Here is a 21,902-nt window from a genome sequence, read left to right as displayed (position 1 = left end):
TGACACCAGCGGCGAGGCAGGAGACCACCATGACGCACCGGCAGCCGCTGGCCCCCGACATGTTCGACGAGCTGTGCCCCTCCTCACTGTTGCCATTTCGCTTCGGAGACAAGTGGGCGGCCCTGGTCATCCGTTGCCTGGAGGACGGCCCGCGCCGCTTCTCCGAACTCCGCGTGCCGCTGCGCCGCGTCACCCCGAAGGTGCTGACGCAGTCGCTACGCGGCCTGGAGCGCGACGGGCTCGTGTCACGTACGGTGCACGCTGCCCCGGAACTCCGAGTGGAGTACGCGCTGACGCCACTGGGCCGCAGCATGCTGGAGCCGTTGGACGCGGCGTGTGCGTGGGCAGCGGCGCACTGGGATGAGCTACTCGATGCGCGGGACTCATACAATGCACCGTAGCCCTGGCTCAGACACCAGGGCGTAATTAACCCACCGTGGTGTGTGTCGAAGCATTCCAAACACGCTTTAGTTCCACCAGGACCTGTCCGAAAGAAGGGCCCTGGACATTGGCCACTGCCCCCACACCGACAGCCCGCCGACTTCCTCCATCGGCGGGCTGTCGGCGTGTGCCGGCCGCTGCAGGCGTTCTGTAGGGGGCCCTGTCGGCAGGATGTCGGTGGACTGTCGGTGGCGGATGTTCCCATAGTGGGCATGACGCGAATCGACAAGAACCCCAGGACCGGCGGCAACGCCGTCGAGGTGCGGGGGCTGGTCAAGCACTACGGCGAGACCAAGGCACTGGACGGCGTGGACCTCGATGTGCGCGAGGGCACCGTCCTCGGTGTGCTCGGCCCCAACGGCGCCGGCAAGACCACCCTCGTACGCTGCCTCTCCACCCTCATCGTGCCGGACGCCGGCCACGCCACCGTCGCGGGCTACGACGTGGTGAAGCAGCCCCGGCAGCTGCGCCGCATCATCGGCCTGACCGGCCAGTACGCCTCGGTCGACGAGAAGCTCTCCGGCTGGGAGAACCTCTATATGATCGGGCGCCTCCTCGACCTGCCCCGCAAGACCGCGCGGACCCGCGCCGACGAGCTGCTGGAGCGGTTCTCGCTCACCGAAGCCGCCAAGCGGCCCGCGATGAACTACTCCGGCGGCATGCGGCGCCGGCTCGACCTGGCCGCCTCGATGATCGGCAGCCCAGCCGTGCTGTATCTGGACGAGCCGACGACGGGGCTCGACCCCCGGACCCGTAACGAGGTCTGGGACGAGGTGCAGCGGATGGTCGCGGAGGGGGCGACCGTGCTGCTCACCACCCAGTACATGGAAGAGGCCGAGCAGCTCGCCAACGAGCTCACCGTCATCGACAAGGGCCGGATCATCGCCAACGGCGGGGTCGACGAGCTCAAGGCGAAGGTCGGCGGCCGCACCCTGCAGATCCGGCCCACGGACCCGGCCCAGCTGCCCGCCATGGTCAAGGCCCTCGCGGAGGCCGGTCTCGACGGGATCGCCGGTTCGCAGGCCGTCCCGGACGAGGGAATGCTGTACGTACCGATCCTCAGCGACGACCAACTGACCGCCGTCATCGGCCTGTTCGCCGGCCGTGGTCTCTCCATTGCGCACATCGCCACCGCGCTGCCCAGCCTGGACGAGGTGTTCCTTGCCATCACCGGTGAGAAGACCTCGCCGTCCGTGACCGACACGATCCCCGAGGAGGTCCCGGCATGAGCACGGCGACTCTGACCCCCGACGCCCCGACCGGCTCCGCCCCGGCGAAGGTCCTCCACGACGAGGGCCGGATCGGGCTGCGCGGCAATCTGCGGCACATCGGCGCGCTGGTACGGCGCAATCTGCTCCAGATCAAGCAGGACCCGGAGTCGATGTTCGACGCGCTCCTGATGCCGATCGTCTTCACGCTGCTGTTCGTGTACGTCTTCGGCGGCTCCGTCGGCGCGAGCCTGGGCGGGGACCGGCAGACGTACATCAACTACGTGATCCCCGGGCTGATGGCGATGATGGGCATGAACATCGCCATGGCGGTCGGCACCGGTGTCAATGACGACTTCCGCAAGGGCGTCATGGACCGGTTCCGGACGATGCCGATCGCCCGTTCCTCGGTCCTCATCGCGAAGATCGTGGTCGAGCTCGGCCGGATGATGGTCGCCACGGTGATCCTGCTGGGCATGGGCTTCCTGATCGGCATGCAGCTCAAGACCTCGGTGTTCGGTCTGCTCGCGGCTGTCGGTCTCTCGGCGGCGTTCGGCGTCGCCATCATGTGGATCTTCATGCTGCTGGGGCTGTCCCTGAAGACGGCCCAGGCGGTTCAGGGAATGGGGTTCCTGGTGATGATGCCCCTGCAGTTCGGTTCCTCGATCTTCGCGCCGCCGACGACGATGCCCGGCTGGCTCCGGTCGTTCACCGACTACAACCCGCTGTCCAATCTCGCGGACGCGGCGCGTGGGCTGATGCTCGGCGGTCCGGTGGCGCACTCGGTGTGGCTGACGCTCGGCTGGGCCGCGGCCATCACCCTGGTGACGGCGCCGCTCGCGGTCTCCAAGTTCCGCAAGAAAACCTGAGGACGGGACGTCCGGGGTCAGTGCCGATACGCGTCCACGAGGGCGGCGGCCTCCTCCAGTGTGAGGCCGCCGCCCTCGGCGTACGCGGCGGCGTAGGCGGCCTCCCCGAGGACGCCGCGGACCAGTTCCACCGCCCGCGCGTGGTTGTCGCGCTCCAGCGACGCCTCGACATGACCGGCCGGCAGCAGACCCTCCCGGGCCCCCAGCAGCCGAGCCGCGTCCGCCGCCCGGCGCTCGCCACCGAGTCCGCCGAGGGCCCAGGCCACGGTGACGAGATGAAGGGCGGACATCTGGGGTGCCACCATCTGCGACAGCGGGTCCTGGGACCGGACCAGAGCCTGCCGGCCCCGGTCGAGGGCGTCGGCGTACAGGCCGTCCTCGTTGTCCAGCCACGCCATGCCGCCCAGCACGAACCCGTCGAAGATCGCCACCGTCTCGGACCGGAACTCCTCGCGCAGCTCGATGAGTTGCTCCCGCGCCTCGGCCGTACGCCCGGAGCGGCCCAGCCACATGGCGAGATGGAGCCGGGCGGCCGGCATCGCCTCGTGCCCCGCCTGACGGCCCTCGGTGAGCACCTCACGGAGGATCGTCTCGGCCTCGGCGCCGCGGTCGAGCTCGGTCAGCACGGAGGCGTACCGGGTGCGCAGAAGCGACACCTGGGAGCGGGCCCCCAGCTGCTCGGCCCAGCCGATCGCAGCGAGGAAGTCGTCCGCCGCGCTGGTGTATTCGCCCTTCTTCTCATAGGCCTCGCCCCGGCAGGAGAGCGCTTCCGCGGCACCCCAGGCATCGCCGAGCCGGTTGAAGATCTCCAGGCTCTCGTCGGCGTCCCCCCGGGCCTCGCCCGCCCAGTCGGGGCGATTGGCCAGCACATTGGCGCGCATCTGGAGAGCGGCGGCGAGCTCCCATTCGTAGCCGAACTCCCGGCAGGAACGGACCGTTTCGTCCAGCAGCTCGCGCAGCCGGCCCACGTCCCCGGTGAGCAGGACCGCGAAGAACCAGAGCGACGCCGGGGCGCGGCAGGTCTGCGGCTGACCCGTCCGGTAGGTGCCCGCGATGACGCGCAGCCGCTCCATGCTCTGCTCGGTGGTCCACTCGTCCATCGCATGGTCCATGCTGACCAGCTGGATCAGACGCACCCCTCGCCGCGCCTCTTCGAGCAGCTCGGACGACATGGGCGGTGGCGCGTCGGTGCACCGCTCATGGAGCGAGGGCGCGGGCCGGGCGGGCGGGGCGAACGGGTCGGGGCCGAGCTCGGCGGCCGCGTCGGACCACTGGCGTGCATCGGTCCGCAGGTCACGCATCTGCCAGTACCAGGCGAGGGAGAGGACCAGGCAGAGCACCTCCTGCTCGTCGCGGGCGGCGACGGCGCGCCGCAGGGCCGTGCGCAGGTTCTCGTACTCGCGCTCCAGGAGCTCGATGGCGGCCCGCTGTCCCGCGCCTCTGAGCTCGGGGTCGGTGGTACGAGCCAACTCCCGGTAGAAGACCAGGTGTTGCAACTCGACGACGGTTCGCTCCCCTGCCTCGTCGAGCCGTCCTGCGGCGTACTCGCCCACGGTCTCCAGGAGCCGGTAGCGCATCTCTCCGTCGTCGGCGGGCGCGGCGGCGACAAGGGACTTGTCGACGAGCGAGCCGAGCAGGACGGCGACATCACGCGGGTCGACGGGCTCGACCGGATCGTCGGGGACGACCGGGGCGTCCGGGGCGGGGTGGGCGCAGACCGACTCCGCCGCGGCGAGGGTGCAGCCGCCGGCGAACACGGACAGGCGGCGCAGGACGGCACGTTCGGGCGCGTCGAGGAGGTCCCAGGACCAGTCGACGACGGCACGCAGGGTCTGCTGGCGCGGCAGCACGGTACGGCTCCCACTGGTCAGCAGGCGGAACCGGTCGTCGAGCCGGTCGGCGATCTGACGCGGGCTGAGCATGCGCAGCCGGGCGGCGGCGAGTTCGATGGCGAGCGGCAGTCCGTCGAGCCGGCGGCAGATCTCGGCGGCGGCCGCCGCGGTCTCCTCGTCGGCATCGGTCCGGAACCCCGGCTTCGCGGCGGCGCCGCGGTCGCCCAGCAGGCGCAGCGCCATCGGGTCGGGCAGCGGGTCGACGGGGCGGACGAACTCGCCGGGTACGCCGAGGGGTTCGCGGCTGGTCGCCAGGACGGTGAGGTCCGGGCAGTGGGCGAGCAGATGGTCGGCGAGCGCGGCGGCGGCCTCGATGACGTGCTCGCAGTTGTCGAGCAGGAGGAGCATGCGGCGCCGGGAGCAGTGCTCGGTGAGCCGGACGAGCGGGTCGCCCGCGCCGCGCTCGGCGGCCCGGAGCTCTTCGGCACCGGCGCCGCGCAGCACGGTCTCGCGGGCACCGAGGGCGGTCAGTACGGCTTCGGGCACGGTTTCCGGGTCGTCGACGGGGCGAGCTCGGCCAGCCAGACACCGTCCGGCCAGGCGGGCGCGACGGATTCGGCCGCCTCCTGGGAGAGCCGGGTCTTGCCCGCGCCGCCGGGCCCGAGAAGGGTGACGAGCCGGGCCTGCGCGAGGTCGTCACGGAGGGCGTCGATGTCGTCCTCGCGCCCGACGAAGCTGGTGAGCCTGGCGCGCAGGTTGCCGTGGGCGTGGGGGGCGGGGGTGCGGGCCGGTTCCGTCACGGGGGCCTCTGCAGCCGCCCGGCCCGGGGCGTGGGCAGGCTCCTGTCCCGGCGTCCGATTCGACGGTCTGCGCACCGGCTCCTGATGAAGGAACTCCGCGTGCAGTGCGCGCAGTTCGGGGCCCGGGTCGGCGCCGAGGCGGTCGGCGAGCACGGTGCGCACCTCTTCGTACGCCGCCAGCGCCTGCGCCGTACGTCCGGCATCCCGCAGCGCCCGCAGCCGCAGCGCCTGAAGGGGTTCGTCCATCGGGTGGTCCGCGCAGAGCGCGACCAGCTCGGGCAGGACCTCATCGGCCCGGCCCAGCGCCAGCGCCGCGGTCAGCCTGGCGCGGCGGGCGTCCAGGCGGCGGGCCGTCCAGCGGGCGGCGACGGCGCCCCGGTCCGGCAGATCGGCGAGAACCGGTCCGCGCCAGAGTGCGAGGGCGTCGTCGAGGACCGCCACGGCCTTCGCCGGGTCGCCCTCCTCCAGTGCGCGCGTACCGTCGCCGGCGAGCCGCCCGAAGCGGTGCAGGTCGACCGCGTCCGGGTCGGCGGCGAGCCGGTAGCCGCTCTCCGCCGAGGTGATCGCCTCATGGCCGAGGACCCGGCGGAGCCGGCCGACGAGCGCCTGCAGGGCACCGACCGCGTCGGCGGGCGGATCGCCGTCCCACACCTCGTCGACGAGCACGGTGGCCGGGACCGTACGGCCGGGACGCAGCGCGAGAACGGTCAGCAGGGCGCGCAGCCGCGCCCCACCGATGACGACGGCCGTGCCGTCGTCGTGGAGTGCCTGTGTGGTGCCGAGGATGCTGTAGCGCACGCGCCTATTCTCCTTGACCGCTCTCCTCCCCGGAGAGGGGATTACGTCGCGCCATGGGACCTGCGGGAATTTCTCGCTCACGCTGCCTGTCGGGCCTACGGCCCGTCAGGTCTTCCGCGATCAGCACCAGCCCGGTTCGGACCTTCCCGGACGGGCATCACGCGGGCGGAGTTCTTGTTCTCTCGGGGAAACAGCTCCGCACGGGAAACAGGCGCAGGTCCGGAACCACCGCGTCGGCGCGAGACGTTTCCTCCGTGCCACCGGTACGGTCGGGGTTCGTGCCCGCCCCGACGCACTCCCCCGCACCGAGCCACCTGGAGTCCGTTGATGACCACTGCAGCAGCCCGGAGCGACCGGCGGATCAGCCCGGTCTTCCTCGGGATCGTCGCCGTCATGGCGGTATCGGGCTGGGCGGTGTGGACGGCCTTCGGGTCTCCCCCGGGGCTCGCGGTCTTCCTCTTCGTCACGGCGGCGTGGGTCGTCTCCCTCTGTCTGCACGAGTACGCGCACGCCCGCACCGCGCTGCACAGCGGGGACAACTCGATCGGGGAGAAGGGTTATCTCACGCTCAACCCGCTCGCCTACACGCACGCGCTGCTGAGCATCGTGCTGCCGGTGCTGTTCGTGATCATGGGTGGGATCGGTCTGCCCGGTGGCGCGGTCTTCATCGAGCGGGGCCGGATCAGCGGCCGCTGGAAGCACAGCCTGATCTCGGCGGCGGGCCCGCTGATGAACGTACTGTTCGCGCTCGTCTGCACGGCGCCGTTCTGGCTGCACGCCCTGGACGGGGTCCCGAGGGAGTTCCGGTACGCGCTGGCGTTCCTTGCGCTGCTCCAGGTCACCGCGGCGATCCTGAACTTCCTGCCCGTCCCCGGCCTGGACGGGTACGGGGTGATCGAGCCCTGGTTGTCGTACCGGATCCGCCGCCAGGCGGAGCCGTTCGCGCAGTTCGGACTGATCGCGGTCTTCGGCGTGCTGTGGATTCCGGAGATCAACCACGTGTTCTTCGACGCGATCCACAGCCTGCTGCAGTCACTGGGCGTGAGTGAATTCAGGACGTACTGCGGACGCGATGCCTACCAGTTCTGGAGCACGGCGAACCCGGCCTGCGCCGTCGACAGGCCCTGAGGGCTGTCCCCCGAGGACAGTCCTCAGCCCGCGGTCCCGGCGCGCTGCTTGCGCAGGTAGTACCACGCCATGTTGGACGAGAGCCCGGCCATCAGCACCCAGACGATCCCGAGCCAGCTGCCCTGGACGAAGGAAGCCACGGCCGCACCGACGGCGAGGACGCAGACGGCGAGGGCGTAGAGAGCGAGGCGGGGCATGAGGGGCAGCTCCTGTCCGGGGGCGGTGCACGGTCCCGTCCAGTGTCCCTCATGCCCCGTTCCGCCCTCCGCAGGGTGCGGCCGTGGGCGCCCGTCGGCTCACACGTCGGTGGTACGCAGGCCCGCGTGCGCCTTGTAGCGGCGGTTGACCGAGATCAGGTTGGCGACGAGCGATTCGACCTGGTGGGCATTGCGCAGCCGGCCCGCGAAGATGCCACGCATGCCGGGGATCCGGCCGGCGAGCGCCTGGACGAGGTCGGTGTCGGCGCGGACCTCGCCCAGCACCAGCACATCGGTGTCGATCTCCTCGATCGCCTCGTCCTGGAGCAGCACCGCCGAGAGGTGGTGGAAGGCGGCGGTGACCCGGGAATCGGGCAGCAGGGCGGCGGCCTGCTCGGCGGCGCTGCCCTCCTCGGGCTTCAGGGCGTACGCCCCCTGCTTGTCGAAGCCCAGCGGGTTGACGCAGTCGATGACGAGCTTCCCGGCGAGCTCCTCGCGCAGCGACTCCAGGGTCTTGGCGTGGCCGTCCCACGGCACGGCGACGATCACGACGTCGCTGCGCCGGGCGCAGTCGGCGTTGTCCGCGCCCTCGACGCCGAGGCCCAGCTCGCCGGCGGCGGCCTGGGCGCGCTCGGCGGCGCGCGAGCCGATGATCACCTTCTGCCCGGCGCGGGCGAACCGGTAGGCGAGCCCGCGGCCCTGCGGACCGGTGCCGCCGAGCACACCGACGGTCAGCCCGGATACGTCGGGAAGGTCCCAGGGATCCTTGGCGACGGGCTTGGGCGCGCTGCCACTGTCGTTCGTAGTCATGGCGCCGACATTACTGCCCGCCCTGGAAGGGAAGGCCAGGCCGGCCTCCTGCGACATCCGTCACTCAGGCCCCCCGTTCGGTTGGTTCGGTGCCGTTCGCCGGTGCCGGGGACGAGCTCTGCGGCATGATGCCGGGCCATGGATGCCGTACGCGTCGCCCTGCTCCGAGAAGTGCTCGCCGGGACCGAGTGGCCCGCGGCGGCCCGGCGTTTCGCGGGGACGCTGCGCTCGTCCGTCGTTCCGCACGGCGGCGGGCTGCTGCTGGTGGGGACGGCGGCGTACGAGCCGTGGCACCTCGCGGCCCATCTCGTCGACGAGTCCACCTGGTCCGGGCTGCCGGAGCTGACTCCCACGCTCGTACGGCACCGGGTGGAACCGGGCGACCCGGCCCACCTGGCCGTCGGTCTGGGCCGGATCGAGGCGGCCGGGCGGGGCGAGACGCTGCTCCTGGTGGCCCCGCAGCGGCCCGGGGCCGGGCTGCTGGAGCGGGTGCACGATGCGCGCCGGGCCGGGGCGACGGTGCTGTCGCTGGGCGACGGCGACCCTGAGGTGGGAGGGCTGGCCCATGAGACGCTCGCGGTGACCGGCACCGACGATGTGGACCTGGACACCGTGCAGCACCTGGTGAGCGCCGCGGCCGGCGAGAACAGCGCCCCGGCGCCGCGCGGTCGGCGCAGCTTCCGGGACCGGCTGTCCCGGCTCGCCGACCGGCTGACCGCGCCACCGTCACCGAGGTGGTGAATGGCCGCGCACCGCGGCCAAAACCGGTTGCAGTCGGCACGTACAGCACGGGACCATGACCCCTCGTGACCTCCGCCTCCGCCCTGCCCGCCCGGCTCGCCGCGCTGCTGCCCGACCTCTCGCCCTTGCGGTCCTCGGCCGACTTCCGGCTGCTGTGGGTCCAGGGCCTGATCACCTATTTCGGCAGCTTCATGGCGTTGATCGCGCTGCCGCTCCAGATCAAGGAGCTCACCGGTTCGCCGCTCGCCGTCGGCGCGATGGGTGCGGTCGAGCTGGTACCGCTGGTCGTCTTCGGTCTGTACGGCGGGGCGCTCGCCGACTCCGCGGACCGCCGCAAGGTGATCCTGGGCACCGAGGCGGGGCTGGGGCTGCTCGCCGTCGTCCTCCTGGCGAATGCCGCGCTGCCCGACCCTGCGCTCTGGCCGCTCTATCTCGTCGCGGGCGGCGTCTCCGCGCTCGCCGGGCTGCAGCGGCCCGCGCTGGACTCACTGATGGCCAGGATCGTGCCGCACGACCAGCTCACCGCGGCCGCCGCGCTGAACTCGCTGCGCTGGCAGTTCGGCGCGATCACGGGCCCGGCAGTGGCCGGTCTGGTGGTGGCCTATGCCGGGCACGCGACGGCGTACGCGGTCACGGTGGCCACGTTCACCGTCTCCGTACTGCTGTGTCTGCGGCTGGCGCCCGCACCGCCCGCCGCGCACGCGCGGAAGCCGTCGCTGCGCGGGATCGCGGAGGGCGCGCGGTACGCGTGGAGCCGGCCGGTGCTGCTGGGGACATACGCGATCGATCTGGCCGCGATGTTCTTCGCCTTCCCGAACACGATCTTCCCGTTCCTCGCGGACGAGCTGCACGCCGAGTGGTCGCTGGGGCTGATGTACGCGGCGGGGTCGGTCGGGTCCCTGGTGCTGGGGCTGACGAGCGGCTGGACCTCACGGGTGCGACGGCACGGGCTGTTCGTGGTCTTCGGCGCGGCCGCCTGGGGGCTGGCGATCGCTGCGGCGGGATGGTTCAGCAATGTCTGGCTGGTGCTGGGCTGCCTGGCGGCGGCGGGAGCGGGCGACATGCTCAGCGGGCTCGGCCGCTCGACGATCTGGAACCAGACCATCCCGGAGGAGTTGCGCGGGAGGCTGGCGGGCATCGAGGTGCTGTCGTACAGCGTCGGGCCGCAGCTGGGTCAGGTGCGGGCGGGCGCGATGGCGGGCTGGACGGGCACCCGCTCGGCGATCTGGTCGGGCGGGGTGGCGTGCGTGGCCTCGGTCGCGCTGCTGGCGGCGGCGCTGCCGAAGCTGTTCACGTACGACTCCGGGACGGACGAGGACGCCGAACGGCGGCGGCAGGCTAGAGCATCCGGTCTCCCGGCGTCCGGACAGTCGAGCCCCTCCGGCGTGTGAGAAACGGCGTCCGGGGCGGAGCCCCGGGGCCGGGCCTACGCGTCGGCCTCAGGAGGCGTGGAACGGTCGTGCCATTTGGGGTCGTTCTCCCACTCCAGGTTCCGCTCCTGCGCCGTCTCCATGGCGTGCCGGGCCTCCTCGGGCGTGGTGTACGGCCCGAACCGGTCCTTCGCCGGGCACTCCGGGCCTTCCTCGACCTTCTTGTGCTCCAGGCAGTAGTACCATTCGCCCGGCTTGCCGACCGTGCGCTTCTTGAACAGGGCCATCATCGGCTCCTTTCCTCGGGGCCATGCTGCCCCAAGCACGCTGGTTAGACTCGCTGACATGTCTGGCCAGTCGCTCCTCGTACCAGGGGAGATCACTCCCATCCGTTCCGTACCCGGAAACATCCGGCGCCCCGAGTATGTGGGCAAGCCCGCTCCCACGCCGTACACCGGCCCGGAGATCCAGGACGCCGACACCGTCGAGCGCATGCGCATCGCGGGGCGGATCGCCGCGCAGGCGATGGCGGAGGCCGCGAAGCACATCGCCCCGGGTGTGACGACGGACGAACTCGACCGGGTCGCCCACGAGTTCATGTGCGATCACGGCGCCTACCCGTCGACGCTCGGCTACCGCGGCTTCCCCAAGTCGCTCTGCTCGTCGCTCAACGAGGTCATCTGCCACGGCATCCCGGACTCCACGGTGCTGCGCGACGGCGACATCGTGAACCTCGACGTCACCGCGTACATCAACGGTGTGCACGGCGACAACAACGCCACCTATCTCTGCGGCGACGTGGACGAGGAGTCCCGGCTGCTCGTGGAGCGCACCGAGGAGTCCCTGAACCGCGCCATCAAGGCGGTCCGCCCCGGGCGCCAGATCAATGTGATCGGGCGGGTCATCGAGTCGTACGCCAAGCGCTTCGGGTACGGCGTGGTCCGGGACTTCACCGGGCACGGGATCAATTCCTCGTTCCACTCCGGCCTGATCATTCCGCACTACGACAGCCCGCACGCGACCACCGTGATGCAGCCCGGCATGACCTTCACCATCGAGCCGATGCTGACGCTCGGAACGCACCAGTACGACATGTGGGACGACGGCTGGACCGTGGTGACGAAGGACCGCAAGCGCACCGCCCAGTTCGAGCACACGCTGGTGGTGACGGAGACGGGCGCGGAGATCCTTACCCTTCCGTAGCCCTCGTACGCGATCTTTCCCACCGGGCACAGGAGCGGAATCCGGCGTATCGTTTTTACCGACAGGCCGTCGGGAAGTTGTCGACTTAGGCGAGCCTAAGTATCAGGATCGGGGCTGTCGAACACTGCTGCGCGCAGTTGCTGTCGACATCCTCTCTTTCCGGACCTTCCCTCCCCTCGGTCCCCGGAGGCCCGCCTTGGACGCCACCGCCACCGCCACGCCCTTCTCGACACTCATCCGCACGGCGTCGCACGAGCAGCACACCGAGGCGGAGACCTCGACCTTCATGAGCGACCTGCTGGGCGGGCGGCTCGGAGTCAATGCGTACGCGCGCTACACCGAGCAGCTGTGGTTCGTCTACCGGGCACTGGAGGACGACGCGGAGGCGCTGCGCTCCGACCCGGTCGCGGGTCCGTTCATACAGTCGGAGCTGATGCGCACCGCCGAGCTGGAGCGCGACCTGACCCATCTGCGAGGCGCGGACTGGCGCGAGGGCCTGGAACCGCTGCCCGCGACGGCCCTGTACGCCGACCGGGTCGCCCAGTGCGCGTGCACCTGGCCCGCCGGGTACATCGCACACCACTACACCCGTTACCTCGGAGACCTCTCCGGAGGTCAGATCATCCGCGACAGGGCGGAGAAGACCTGGGGGTTCACGCGCAAGGGCGACGGGGTGCGGTTCTATGTCTTCGAGGGGATCCCCAACCCCGCCTCGTTCAAGCGGGGTTACCGCGAGCTGCTGGATGCGGTGAACGCCGACGACCGGGAGAAGCAGCGGATCGTCGACGAGTGCAAGCGGGCGTTCTCGCTGAACACGGCGGTGCTCCGGGAGCTGGGAGAGGTCTTCCCGCTCAGCGCGTAGAGCCCCGGCGGTGCGGGGGGCGGGGTGACCGGCTTTCGGCGGTGGACCCGGTCCGACATGGACGTCACAGTGCCGGTGACAGGCCTGTGTCTGCCATCAGGACGCGGCCTCCGATTTCCACGGTGCCGTCCGGTGCGGGTGCGGTGAGGATCTGGGAGCCCCGTCCCTGTGTGATGTTGAGCGCACGGCCCAGTTGCGCGCTGAGCAGCAGCGCCGCCGCCCCCGTCGCCTCGTCCTCGACGATTCCCCCGGTGCAAGCCCCGGCTCCACCGGAGCGGCTGACGCCGCGCCCATCGACGCGCCGCGGGAAAGCCCGCGCCCTCACTCGACCCGCCGCCTCGTCCTCCCACGCCCAGACGTAGAGCCATCCCTCCCCGGGCGGTGGTCCGTTCAGCGCCTCGACCTCGGCGACGGACGCATAGCGCTCCAGTGTGCGCGGCGGCGCCCACTCGGGGCGCGCGGTGATCCAGGTGAACTCGCCGTCCTGGCGGGCGAAGACATCCCCGACCGGCAGTTCCAGAATCTCCAGATCGAGCAGCCAGGCGACGCCCACGAGCGGATGCCCGGCGAAGGGCAGCCGGAGCCCCGGCGTGTAGATGTCGACGTGACCGCGCTCGGGATCGTCGACGAACACGGTCTCGCTGAAACCGAGTTGCCAGGCGAGCGCGTGCCGGGACGCCTCGTCGGGGTACGCGCGCCCGTCGCGTACGACCCCGAGGGCGTTGCCCTGCCGGCCGTCGGGGCCGCAGAACACCCGCAATACGTCGATGCCCGCGGGTACGTCGAAGTCATTCACGTGCGCATTCAAGCATCGCGCGGGCGTCGGTCGCGCCGCAGGGCCGGAGCGGCGGGTCGCCGGTCGGCCGTGCCTGCGCCGGTCGTGGCGGAGCCACCCGAGAAGCCCGGGAGCCCGACGCGTCTGTGGAGCCCGGGAGTTCGGCACCCCTGTCGAAGGTGAGCGGGGCGGCCCCTGCGGGCCGGGACGGAGCGTGCGGAGAGGACGATCCGGCGGCCTCGGTGCCGCACCGGAAGCGGATCGCGGTGGCGGGGCCACACCCGCCGAGGTGCTCGGGGAGGCCTGCCGACAGCCGGTGGAGGCGTTCCGGCATCCGTAGACGGAGGCGCCGTTCGTCGCACCGAACCGGAATCCGGCCATTTGACCATTGATTGACCTTTCCTTGGGTTTCCCATGGGCTACCCGTGATCGCCCCGTTCCCCCGCCCCCCAGGTGAGAGCTGAATCACTGCACGGGTGGGTATCGGTCAGGTAAGCCTCGGTTAAGTTAGGTTCGCCTCACCCGCCTTTGTCCAGCCCCAGTTCTTCCTCTCTTCAGCCTATGTGGAGCCCGTATGCGAGCCGTTCGTTTCTCCGTCGTCACCGCTGTCGCCACCGCAGCAGCCCTGACCGCCGTCACGGGCTGCGCCGAGAAGAGCGACGGCAAGGGGGACGGCGCGGTGAAGGTCACCGCGAAGGACGACTCCTGCGCGGTGTCGAAGAAGACCCTCCCGGCCGGTCACGTCGCACTGGCCGTGGAGAACAAGGGATCCAAGGTCACCGAGGTCTACGTCCTCTTCCCGGACGACCGCATCGTCGCCGAGCGCGAGAACATCGGCCCCGGCACCAAGGCCACCATCACCGCCGAGGTCAAGGCCGGTTCGTACGACGTCGTCTGCAAGCCGGGTATGAAGGGCGCCGGCTTCCGGCAGAAGATCGAGGTCACCGGCGGCACCGCGGTCAAGCGCAGCCCCGAGATGGACAAGGCCGTCGCCGACTACCGCACCTATGTGCAGGCGCAGGCCGATGAGACGCTGCCGAAGGTCAAGGTCTTCACGGACGCCGTTGCCGCGGGTGACATCGAGGCCGCGAAGAAGGCGTACGCCGACTCCCGCATCGGCTGGGAGCGCACCGAGCCGGTCGCCGAGTCCTTCGGTGACATCGACCCGAAGGTCGACGTCCGCGAGGACGGCCTGGAGGACGGCCAGAAGTGGACCGGCTGGCACCGCCTGGAGAAGGCGCTGTGGCAGGACAAGAAGCTCGGCGCCGAGGAGAAGGCCCTCGCCCCCGTCCTCTACAAGGACCTGGTCGACTGGCAGAAGCGGGTCGGCACGGCGGAGATCACCCCGACCTCGATGGCCAACGGCGCCAAGGAGCTCCTCGACGAGGTCGCCACCGGCAAGGTCACCGGTGAGGAGGAGCGCTACAGCCACACCGACCTGGTCGACTTCAAGGGCAATGTCGAGGGCGCGCAGAAGTCGTTCGAGCTGCTGAAGCCGATCGCCTCGAAGAACGACGCGGCGCTGACCGCCACCCTGGACAAGCAGTTCGCGGCGCTGAACACGCTGCTGGACAAGTACCGCGAGGACAAGAGCTCCTACGAGTTCACCTCGTACGAGAAGGTCGGCAAGGCGGACCGCAAGGAGCTGTCGGATGCCGTCAACGCCCTGGCCGAGCCGCTGTCGCAGCTCGCCGCCGCGGTGACGAAGTAGCGGACGGGGAGGCACCAGACATGTCCGAGAAGACCCAGAACACCGCCGGGACGGACGCCGCCGGCGCGGACACCACCGAGGGGGCTGTCCCCGGCACCCGCGACCGCACCCCGTCACGCCGCGCGCTGCTCGGCTGGGGCGGTGCCGGGCTGGCGCTCGGCGCGGTCGCGGCCGGTGGCGCGGTCGCCGCGGTGCGCACGGAGAGCGATGCCGTGCCGGCCGCGGACAGCGGCGCCGCGGTGCCGTTCCACGGTGTGCACCAGGCCGGTATCGCCACCGCCGTCCAGGACAGGCTGCACTTCGCCGCGTTCGACGTGACGACGAAGGACCGGGCCGAGCTGATCGCCCTGCTCAAGGAGTGGACGCGGGCGGCCGAGCGGATGACGGCCGGTCATGCGGTCGGCGACGGGGCGTACGGCGGTCTCGCCGAAGCACCGCCGGACGACACGGGCGAGGCGCTGGGCCTCAAGCCGTCCCGGCTCACCCTCACCATCGGCTTCGGTCCCTCACTGTTCGCCAAGGGGCGGTTCGGTCTTGAGGACCGGCGCCCGGAGGCGCTCGTCGATCTGCCGAAATTCCCCGGTGACAATCTCGATGCGGCCCGCAGCGGCGGCGACCTGTGCGTCCAGGCGTGCGCGGACGACCCGCAGGTCGCGGTGCACGCCATCCGTAACCTCGCCAGGATCGGCATGGGCCGCACCGCGATCCGCTGGTCCCAGCTGGGCTTCGGCAAGACGTCGTCGACGACGCCCGACGCCCAGACCCCGCGCAACATGATGGGCTTCAAGGACGGCACCCGGAACATCTCCGGCACCGACACCGCGGCCCTGGACAAACATGTGTGGGTCGGCGAGAAGGACAAGGCGGGCTGGATGACCGGGGGTTCGTACCTGGTGGCCCGGCGCATCCGCATGCACATCGAGACCTGGGACCGGACCGGACTCCAGGAGCAGGAGGACGTCTTCGGCCGGGACAAGGGCGAGGGCGCCCCGGTGGGCAAGGCGAAGGAGCGCGACGAGCCGTTCCTCAAGGCGATGCTGCCGACCGCCCATGTGCGACTCGCCCACCCGGACAGCAACGACGGTGCGACGATCCTGCGCCGCGGCTACTCCTTCACGGACGGTACGGACGGTCTGGGCCGGCTCGACGCCGGGCTGTTCTTCCTCGCCTACCAGCGCGATGTCCGTAAGGCGTTCATCCCGCTGCAACGCCGCCTCGCGGCACACGACGCACTCAACGAGTACATCCAGCACGTGGGTTCGGCGCACTTCGCCGTCCCGCCGGGCGTCCGCGACAAGGACGACTGGTGGGGCCGGGCGCTGTTCTCGTAACGGAACTCGAAGCGGAAAAGGAGAACCGAAACGTGTTCAGCAACTTCCTGATCGGCCTGCGCGAAGGTCTTGAGGCGAGCCTGGTCGTCTGCATCCTCATCGCCTATCTGGTGAAGACCGGCAACAAGAGCAAACTGCTGCCGATCTGGATCGGTGTCGGCATCGCGGTCGTCGTCAGCCTGGCGTTCGGTGCCGGTCTCGAATTCGGCTCGCAGGAGATGACGTTCAAGGCGCAGGAGGCGCTCGGCGGTTCGCTGTCGATCGTCTCCGTGGGCCTGGTCACCTGGATGGTGTTCTGGATGCGGCGCACCGCGCGGCATCTGAAGAAGGAGTTGCACGGCAAACTGGACGCGGCGCTCGCGATGGGCACCGGGGCGCTCGTCGCGACGGCGCTGCTCGCGGTCGGCCGGGAAGGGCTCGAGACCTCGCTGTTCGTCTGGCGCGCGGTGCACGCGGCGGACGACGGCTGGCATCCGATGATCGGCGCGTTCCTCGGGATCGCCGCCGCCGTGATGCTGGGCTGGCTGTTCTACCGAGGTGCGCTGAAGATCAACCTGGCGAAGTTCTTCACCTGGACCGGCGGCATGCTGGTGGTCGTCGCGGCGGGTGTCCTCGCATACGGCGTCCACGACCTGCAGGAGGCGGAGTTCCTGGGCGGTATCCACAACCAGGCGTTCGACATCAGCGCCACGATTCCGCCGGACAGCTGGTACGGCACGCTGCTGAAGGGCACCTTCAACTTCCAGCCCGACCCGACCGTTCTTCAGATCACGGTGTGGGCGCTGTATCTGATCCCCACGCTCGCACTGTTCCTTGCCCCGGTAGGGTTCGGACGGTCAGTGGGGGCGACGGATCAGAAGGCGCAGAAAGCAACGGATGAGAAGCCTGAGGCCGATTCGGCTGGCGACGGGACTCGCGGCAGCGACAGTGCTGAGCATGACGGCGAGCGGGTGCGTGACGGTGCACGGCGAGCTGGAAGTCGTACCGGCGGCGACGAAGTCTGAGGCCGCGAAGGCCCTCGCGGACTTCACCACCGCGTACAACGCGGCGGACAAGGCCTACGATCCCGCGCTCGACGCGGACCGGGTGACCGGTTCGCTCGGCGCGATCAACCAGGCCGGTCTGAAGGCGCGGCAGAAGAACAGCCCCGGCGGCAATGCCAACCACAGGCCGTTGGAGCTGACCGACGCCACCTATGTCATCCCGAAGAAGGCAGGCTGGCCGCGCTGGTTCGTCGCGGACACCGACTCCAACCGCGACCAGGACAGCGGGAAGCAGGACACCCGCTGGCTGATCGTCTTCCTGCGGTCCGGGCCCGACGCCGGATGGCGGGCCGCCTATCTGTCGGTCGTGGCGCCCGCCGCGGTGCCCGCCTTCGCGAAGGACAGCGACGGGCGGGCCCGGCCGGTGGCCACGGACAGCAGTGAACTCTCCGTGGCTCCCGAGGACTTGGGCACCCAGTACACGGAGTATCTGCAGAAGGGCACTCCGGACGTGTTCGCCCCCGGGGTCGCCACCTCGGGCTGGCGGGACGCGCGCAGGACCACCCGCCAGGCGGGCTTCTCGTATCAGTACATCGACCAGCCGCTGGACAGAGGTACGTTCGGTCCGCTCGGCCTGGAGACCGAGGACGGCGGGGCACTGGTCTTCTTCAGCAGCAAGCACTTCGAGCAACAGACCGCGGCGAAAGGACTGCGTCCGCCCGTCAACGCGGATGTGCAGGCGCTGCTGACCGGTGAGGTGAAGACCACCCTCACCAAGGAGCGCGTCTCCAGCCAGCTGGTGTACGTCCCGAAGAAGGGCGCTGCGAACGGCGCCAAGGTGATCATGCTGAACCGACTGCCGGGGCTCACGGCGGCGAAGGGCTCGTGACGCCGTGATCCCGGGAGCCATGACCCGCGATCCGGTAGCCGTGACGCGGGAGACGGGGCGCAGGGCTCGTGAGGCCCCGCGCTCCGGCTTCAGCGGCTGAGCGGCCAGGCCACCGATCCGTGGTCGAGATCGCTCTGGTCCGCCGCGTCGGCGTACTGCGCGCAGGCGTCGGTGAGCGTCTCCAGCAGCGTCAGCGGGTCCGGCAGTGGGTTCTCCGGCCCGCGGACCCAGTGCACGTCCAGCTCACCGGGAAGCAGGGCGGGCGGCAGGAGCACGTAGCTGCCGCGGCAGTGCCAGCGCAGTCCCGGGTGTTCGTCCATGGTCTCGGGGTGGCAGTCCAGCTCGCAGGGCCACCACTCGTCCTCGTCCTCGGGGGTGCCGCGGGTGGCGGTGAAGAAGAGCATCCGGTCCTCGCCGGACACGGCCACCGGGCCGACGTCGACATTCGCAGCGAGGAGCCGCTCCAGTGCCTGGCTGCCCGCGGTCAACGGCACGTCGAGGACGTCATGGATCATGCCGGTCGCGGTGATGAAGTTGGCCTGTGGCTGGCTGCGGGCCCAGCGCTCGATCTGGGCGCGGTCGGTGGTGGACTGCGTCTGCCAGGCGAAGGAGACGGGGTGCCTGGCGGGAGTGGGACAGCCGATGCGTTCGCACGAACATCGGTAGCCGATCGGGTGGGCGGCGGGCGCGATCGGCATTCCGGCCTCGGCGACGGCCAGGAGCAGCGCCTCCCGGGCGGTGTCGTCGACCGCGCGCTGCTGCGGTTTGGGTCGCCGGCGCAGCCATTGGGAAAACTTGCTCTCTGTGCCGCGAGAACGGCCGAAATCGACGCCCATCAATCCCCTTACCTCAGCGTTGCCCCTGCCCTATGGTCCCACCATCCTGCGCCCCGGGTGGCCAGAGTCCTGAAGCGGGGGCGCCGACCGATGCACCGAGCAGGGCCATTTGCAATCTTTTGTCCGGAAATGATAGGCGTGGCTGTGACTGGCTCGGGGTGACTGTGTGGCACGGCGTGACTCAGCGAGCGGCCAGACCGTGCAGGGCGTAGTCGACGAGCGCGTCCGCGTACGCGTGGGTGAGCGGCCGGGTCCGCAGCAGCCAGCGATGGGTGAGCGGGGCGACGAGGAGCTCGAGGGCGATCCTCGGATCGATGTCGGCGCGCACGTCACCCGCCTCCTGGGCGGCGCGCAGCCTGGTGACGTAGAGCTGCAGCTGCGGTTCGAGCAGCTTCTCGACGAATTCCGCGCCGAGCGCGGCGTCGACGATCCCCTCGGCGGCCAGCGCCCGGGTGGGCGCCTCGGTCACCGGGTCGTTCAGCTCGTCGACGGTGGCCCGCAGGACGGTCCTCAGGTCGGCCGCCAGGTCGCCGGTGTCCGGGATGGCGTACTCCCCGGCCTGCTCGGCGGCCCGGTTGCCGAGGTCGATGAAGGCCTCCATCAGGACGGCGGCCTTGGAGGGCCACCAGCGGTAGATCGTCTGCTTGCCGACACCGGCGCGGGCGGCGATGGCCTCGATCGTCGTCCTCGGGTAGCCGACCTCGCCGACGAGGCCGAGTGCCGCGTCGTAGATCGCCCGGCGGGAGCGCTCGCTGCGGCGGCCGGGGTCGGGCGGCCTGTTCTCTGCCATGCCCGTCACGGTAGCAGCGGAGCGAGGCGAGACGTATCGTCTCCGCGTCTCTCCGCAGACGTCACGGAGCATCCCGCAGAACCACCCGATCGGTTCACTGCGCGGTAGCTCCGAACGGCGCACCATGAGCTCACGCACAGACCCGTGCGAGCCCCGGCACCCCGCAGGCAACCCCTGCCGTCCGTGAGGAGCCCTCATTGCCTCGTGAAGCCACACCCTCATCGCTTCGTGAAGCCGCCGTCCCCTCGCCCCGCGAAGCCACTGCTCCGGCGCCCCGTGAAGCCACCCCGCGCCGCTACCTGATGTGCGCCCCCGCCCACTTCAAGGTCACCTACTCCATCAACCCGTGGATGGACCCGACCAAGCCGGTCGATCTGCCGCTGGCGCAGGCCCAGTGGGAGGACCTGCGCGACCGCTACCGCGCGCTCGGCCACACCGTCGAGCTGCTCACCCCGCACCCCGAACTGCCCGACATGGTCTTCGCCGCGAATGGTGCCACCGTCGTCGACGGGCGGGTGCTGGGTGCCCGGTTCGCGTACCAGGAGCGGTACGCGGAGGCGGAGGCGCACCGGGACTGGTTCCGGGACCACGGCTTCACCGAGATCCGTGAGCCGGACCACGTCAACGAGGGCGAGGGCGACTTCGCGGTCACCTCCTCGTACCTCCTGGCCGGGCGCGGCTTCCGGTCCAGTCCGCTCTCGCACGACGAGGCGCAGGAGTTCTTCGGCCGGCCGGTGATCGGCCTCGATCTGGTCGACCCGCGCTACTACCACCTGGACACGGCCCTCTGCGTGCTCGACGAGGTGGGCGACGAGATCATGTACTACCCGGGCGCGTTCTCGCCGGGCAGCCGGTCGGTGCTGCGTCGGCTCTTCCCCGACGCGCTGATCGCCGAGGAGGCGGACGCCGCCGCGTTCGGCCTGAACTCGGTCAGCGACGGGCTCCACGTGCTGGTGCCGCAGGGCGCCGCGGGCCTCTTCGACCCGCTCCGGGCGCGCGGCTTCGAACCGGTCCCGATGGACCTGAGCGAGCTGCTCAAGGGTGGCGGCAGCGTGAAGTGCTGCACCCAGGAGCTGCGGAGCCCCCAGAGTGCCCGGCAGTAGGCAGCGCGGGTGAAGGAGCGGGGCTGGGGTACGTGCACCGGCCCCGCGACGCCGCCCTCCATTTGCCGGTCGGTCTTAGTCACCCTCATCGTGGGGCGGCGGCCAGGCGTCGCCCCACGCGATGTCCCGGGCGGCCCGGTACAGCTCGCCGTGCCGCTTGGTGACCGTGGAGCGCTGCAGGGCCTCGTCGCGCGTGCACAGGTCCAGCAGCACCTGCCCCTTGCGGATCTGCGGCTTGCGGGTGACCCGGGCGCGCACCGGTTCGGTGGCGAAGCGGGTCGCCACGACATAGCTGAACTTCTCGTCCTCGTACGGCAGAGAGCCGCCCTTCACCTGCCGGTGCAGCGAGGAGCGGCTGACCCGGGCCGAGAAGTGGCACCAGTCGGTGCCCGGCTCGATGGGGCACGCGTCGCTGTGCGGGCACGGGGCGGCAACCGTCAGTCCGGCGGCGATCAGCCGGTCGCGGGCCTCGATGACGCGGGCGTAGCCGTCGGGGGTGCCGGGCTCGACGATCACGACGGCCTGTGCGGCGGCCGCCGCGGTGTCGACCAGCCCGGTGCGCGCCTGCGCCGTCAGTTCCTTGAGTACGTAGCTGATGGTCACCAGGTCCGTGGGGTCGAGCTCCAGTCCCGCGCCGATCCGGGCCCGCCGCCACTCGGCGGCGCGCAGGGCCTCGATGCCGGAGGCCTCGGCGAGCTCGCGGCCGAGGGTGAGCGCGGGCTCGGCCCAGTCCAGGACGGTGGTCCGCTGGCCTTCCCAGGCCCCGGCGACGGCCCAGCTCGCCGCACCCGTGCCGCCGCCGATGTCGGTGTGCGTGGCGGGCGTCCACTCCGGAGCGGCCTCACGGAGGGCGGCGAGGGCGGACCGTACCGCTTCGAAGGTCGCGGGCATGCGGTACGCGGCGTACGCGGCGACGTCCGAGCGGTCGCGGAGCACCGGGGCATCGGTGGGGGTGGTCCCCCGGTAGTTGGCGATGAGCCGGTCGACGGCCTGCGCGGCCTGCTTGGGCGGCAGCCCGTCGAGGAGTCCGGCCAGCGCCGTGCGCAGGGCTTCCGCGGTGGAGAGGGTGACGTTCACTGACGAATTGTAGGCGGATACGACCGGTTGTTCCCCGGCCGGTGCCTGTCCCGTCGTGCGCCCCGTCGTCCGGTGCGAGACCTTCGCGGAACAGCGCCGGATCCGAACTGCTGGTAAACCCCGGCCAGTTGCTACGCTGACCGGCGCG

At 70.8% G+C, this 21,902-nt stretch carries 20 protein-coding genes and 1 pseudogene; 13 read left to right on the top strand and 8 right to left on the bottom strand.

Going from position 1 to position 21,902, the window contains the following annotated elements:
- Positions 1 to 29: 29 nt before the first annotated feature.
- The 3 genes from OG972_RS28940 (at position 30) to OG972_RS28930 (ending at position 2,518) form a co-directional block, all read left to right on the top strand.
- Positions 30 to 401: a helix-turn-helix domain-containing protein gene (locus tag OG972_RS28940; protein WP_266986318.1), complete on the top strand. Its 372-nt coding sequence runs from the start codon at positions 30 to 32 to the stop codon at positions 399 to 401.
- 252 nt (positions 402 to 653) lie between these two features.
- Positions 654 to 1,670 (top strand): ATP-binding cassette domain-containing protein, encoded by a 1,017-nt coding sequence (locus tag OG972_RS28935; RefSeq protein WP_266986316.1) that lies wholly within the window; start codon positions 654 to 656, stop codon positions 1,668 to 1,670.
- On the top strand, positions 1,667 to 2,518 hold the full coding sequence (locus OG972_RS28930) for an ABC transporter permease (RefSeq protein WP_266986314.1): 852 nt from the start codon (positions 1,667 to 1,669) through the stop codon (positions 2,516 to 2,518). The genes OG972_RS28935 and OG972_RS28930 overlap by 4 nt, the downstream gene beginning before the upstream one ends.
- Positions 2,519 to 2,535: 17 nt before the next feature.
- Here the strand turns inward: OG972_RS28930 and OG972_RS28925 are convergent.
- A pseudogene (locus OG972_RS28925) lies at positions 2,536 to 5,948 on the bottom strand (BTAD domain-containing putative transcriptional regulator).
- 327 nt (positions 5,949 to 6,275) lie between these two features.
- On the opposite strand from OG972_RS28925, the gene OG972_RS28920 reads away from it, so the two are divergent.
- Complete coding sequence (locus tag OG972_RS28920; protein ID WP_266986312.1) at positions 6,276 to 7,076, top strand: site-2 protease family protein; 801 nt, start codon at positions 6,276 to 6,278, stop codon at positions 7,074 to 7,076.
- Between the two features lie 23 nt (positions 7,077 to 7,099).
- Here the strand turns inward: OG972_RS28920 and OG972_RS28915 are convergent, their stop codons facing one another.
- Together OG972_RS28915 and npdG are read right to left on the bottom strand one after the other, a co-directional pair.
- Entirely contained in the window at positions 7,100 to 7,273 is a 174-nt protein-coding gene (locus OG972_RS28915) for a hypothetical protein (RefSeq protein WP_266986310.1), read from the bottom strand.
- 99 nt (positions 7,274 to 7,372) lie between these two features.
- Positions 7,373 to 8,083 (bottom strand): NADPH-dependent F420 reductase, encoded by a 711-nt coding sequence (gene npdG, locus OG972_RS28910; protein WP_266986308.1) that lies wholly within the window; start codon positions 8,081 to 8,083, stop codon positions 7,373 to 7,375.
- Positions 8,084 to 8,221: 138 nt separating this feature from the next.
- On the opposite strand from npdG, the gene OG972_RS28905 reads away from it, so the two are divergent.
- Positions 8,222 to 8,824 carry a hypothetical protein gene (locus OG972_RS28905; RefSeq protein ID WP_266986306.1) on the top strand — a complete coding sequence of 201 codons (603 nt, stop codon included), beginning with the start codon at positions 8,222 to 8,224 and terminating at the stop codon, positions 8,822 to 8,824.
- A 65-nt stretch (positions 8,825 to 8,889) separates the two neighbouring features.
- Entirely contained in the window at positions 8,890 to 10,215 is a 1,326-nt protein-coding gene (locus tag OG972_RS28900; protein ID WP_266986304.1) for an MFS transporter, read from the top strand.
- Positions 10,216 to 10,250: 35 nt separating this feature from the next.
- Here the strand turns inward: OG972_RS28900 and OG972_RS28895 are convergent, their stop codons facing one another.
- Positions 10,251 to 10,481 (bottom strand): hypothetical protein, encoded by a 231-nt coding sequence (locus tag OG972_RS28895; RefSeq protein ID WP_266990774.1) that lies wholly within the window; start codon positions 10,479 to 10,481, stop codon positions 10,251 to 10,253.
- 58 nt (positions 10,482 to 10,539) lie between these two features.
- Here OG972_RS28895 and map point away from each other — a divergent pair, with 58 nt between their 5' ends.
- Both map and OG972_RS28885 read left to right on the top strand, forming a co-directional pair.
- Positions 10,540 to 11,397, top strand: a complete 858-nt coding sequence (gene map, locus OG972_RS28890) for a type I methionyl aminopeptidase (RefSeq protein WP_266986302.1) — start codon at positions 10,540 to 10,542, stop codon at positions 11,395 to 11,397.
- 196 nt (positions 11,398 to 11,593) lie between these two features.
- Positions 11,594 to 12,259 carry a heme oxygenase (biliverdin-producing) gene (locus tag OG972_RS28885; protein ID WP_266986300.1) on the top strand — a complete coding sequence of 222 codons (666 nt, stop codon included), beginning with the start codon at positions 11,594 to 11,596 and terminating at the stop codon, positions 12,257 to 12,259.
- Between the two features lie 64 nt (positions 12,260 to 12,323).
- On the opposite strand, the gene OG972_RS28880 is transcribed toward OG972_RS28885, so the two are convergent.
- Complete coding sequence (locus OG972_RS28880; protein WP_266986298.1) at positions 12,324 to 13,055, bottom strand: PhzF family phenazine biosynthesis protein; 732 nt, start codon at positions 13,053 to 13,055, stop codon at positions 12,324 to 12,326.
- 553 nt (positions 13,056 to 13,608) lie between these two features.
- Here OG972_RS28880 and efeO point away from each other — a divergent pair.
- From efeO to OG972_RS28860, 4 genes are read left to right on the top strand one after another with little or no spacing between them, the layout of a single operon-like run.
- Positions 13,609 to 14,745 (top strand): iron uptake system protein EfeO, encoded by a 1,137-nt coding sequence (efeO, locus tag OG972_RS28875; protein WP_266986297.1) that lies wholly within the window; start codon positions 13,609 to 13,611, stop codon positions 14,743 to 14,745.
- Between the two features lie 20 nt (positions 14,746 to 14,765).
- A complete protein-coding gene (efeB, locus tag OG972_RS28870) occupies positions 14,766 to 16,076 on the top strand; it encodes an iron uptake transporter deferrochelatase/peroxidase subunit (RefSeq protein ID WP_266986295.1) in 1,311 nt (436 codons plus the stop codon).
- A 32-nt stretch (positions 16,077 to 16,108) separates the two neighbouring features.
- Positions 16,109 to 17,080: an iron uptake transporter permease EfeU gene (gene efeU, locus OG972_RS28865; protein WP_266990772.1), complete on the top strand. Its 972-nt coding sequence runs from the start codon at positions 16,109 to 16,111 to the stop codon at positions 17,078 to 17,080.
- Entirely contained in the window at positions 17,013 to 17,948 is a 936-nt protein-coding gene (locus OG972_RS28860; RefSeq protein ID WP_266986293.1) for a hypothetical protein, read from the top strand. The genes efeU and OG972_RS28860 overlap by 68 nt, the downstream gene beginning before the upstream one ends.
- Positions 17,949 to 18,037: 89 nt before the next feature.
- Here the strand turns inward: OG972_RS28860 and OG972_RS28855 are convergent, their stop codons facing one another.
- Together OG972_RS28855 and OG972_RS28850 are read right to left on the bottom strand one after the other, a co-directional pair.
- Positions 18,038 to 18,784 (bottom strand): bifunctional DNA primase/polymerase, encoded by a 747-nt coding sequence (locus OG972_RS28855; protein WP_266986291.1) that lies wholly within the window; start codon positions 18,782 to 18,784, stop codon positions 18,038 to 18,040.
- Positions 18,785 to 18,965: 181 nt separating this feature from the next.
- The gene (locus OG972_RS28850) at positions 18,966 to 19,574 is read right to left on the bottom strand and encodes a TetR/AcrR family transcriptional regulator (protein WP_266986289.1); all 609 of its coding nucleotides are present in this window, start codon (positions 19,572 to 19,574) and stop codon (positions 18,966 to 18,968) included.
- Positions 19,575 to 19,771: 197 nt separating this feature from the next.
- On the opposite strand from OG972_RS28850, the gene ddaH reads away from it, so the two are divergent.
- A complete protein-coding gene (gene ddaH / locus OG972_RS28845) occupies positions 19,772 to 20,677 on the top strand; it encodes a dimethylargininase (protein ID WP_353961646.1) in 906 nt (301 codons plus the stop codon).
- 75 nt (positions 20,678 to 20,752) lie between these two features.
- Here ddaH and OG972_RS28840 read toward each other — a convergent pair whose 3' ends face one another.
- Positions 20,753 to 21,754: a small ribosomal subunit Rsm22 family protein gene (locus OG972_RS28840; protein WP_266986287.1), complete on the bottom strand. Its 1,002-nt coding sequence runs from the start codon at positions 21,752 to 21,754 to the stop codon at positions 20,753 to 20,755.
- Positions 21,755 to 21,902: the final 148 nt, after the last annotated feature.

The sequence above is a fragment of the Streptomyces sp. NBC_01669 genome, assembly GCF_026339735.1.
In the GTDB taxonomy this organism is placed as follows: domain Bacteria; phylum Actinomycetota; class Actinomycetes; order Streptomycetales; family Streptomycetaceae; genus Streptomyces; species Streptomyces yanii.
The sequence above is the reverse complement of the archived record's forward strand: the minus strand, read 5'-3'. Positions and strand labels throughout refer to the sequence as shown.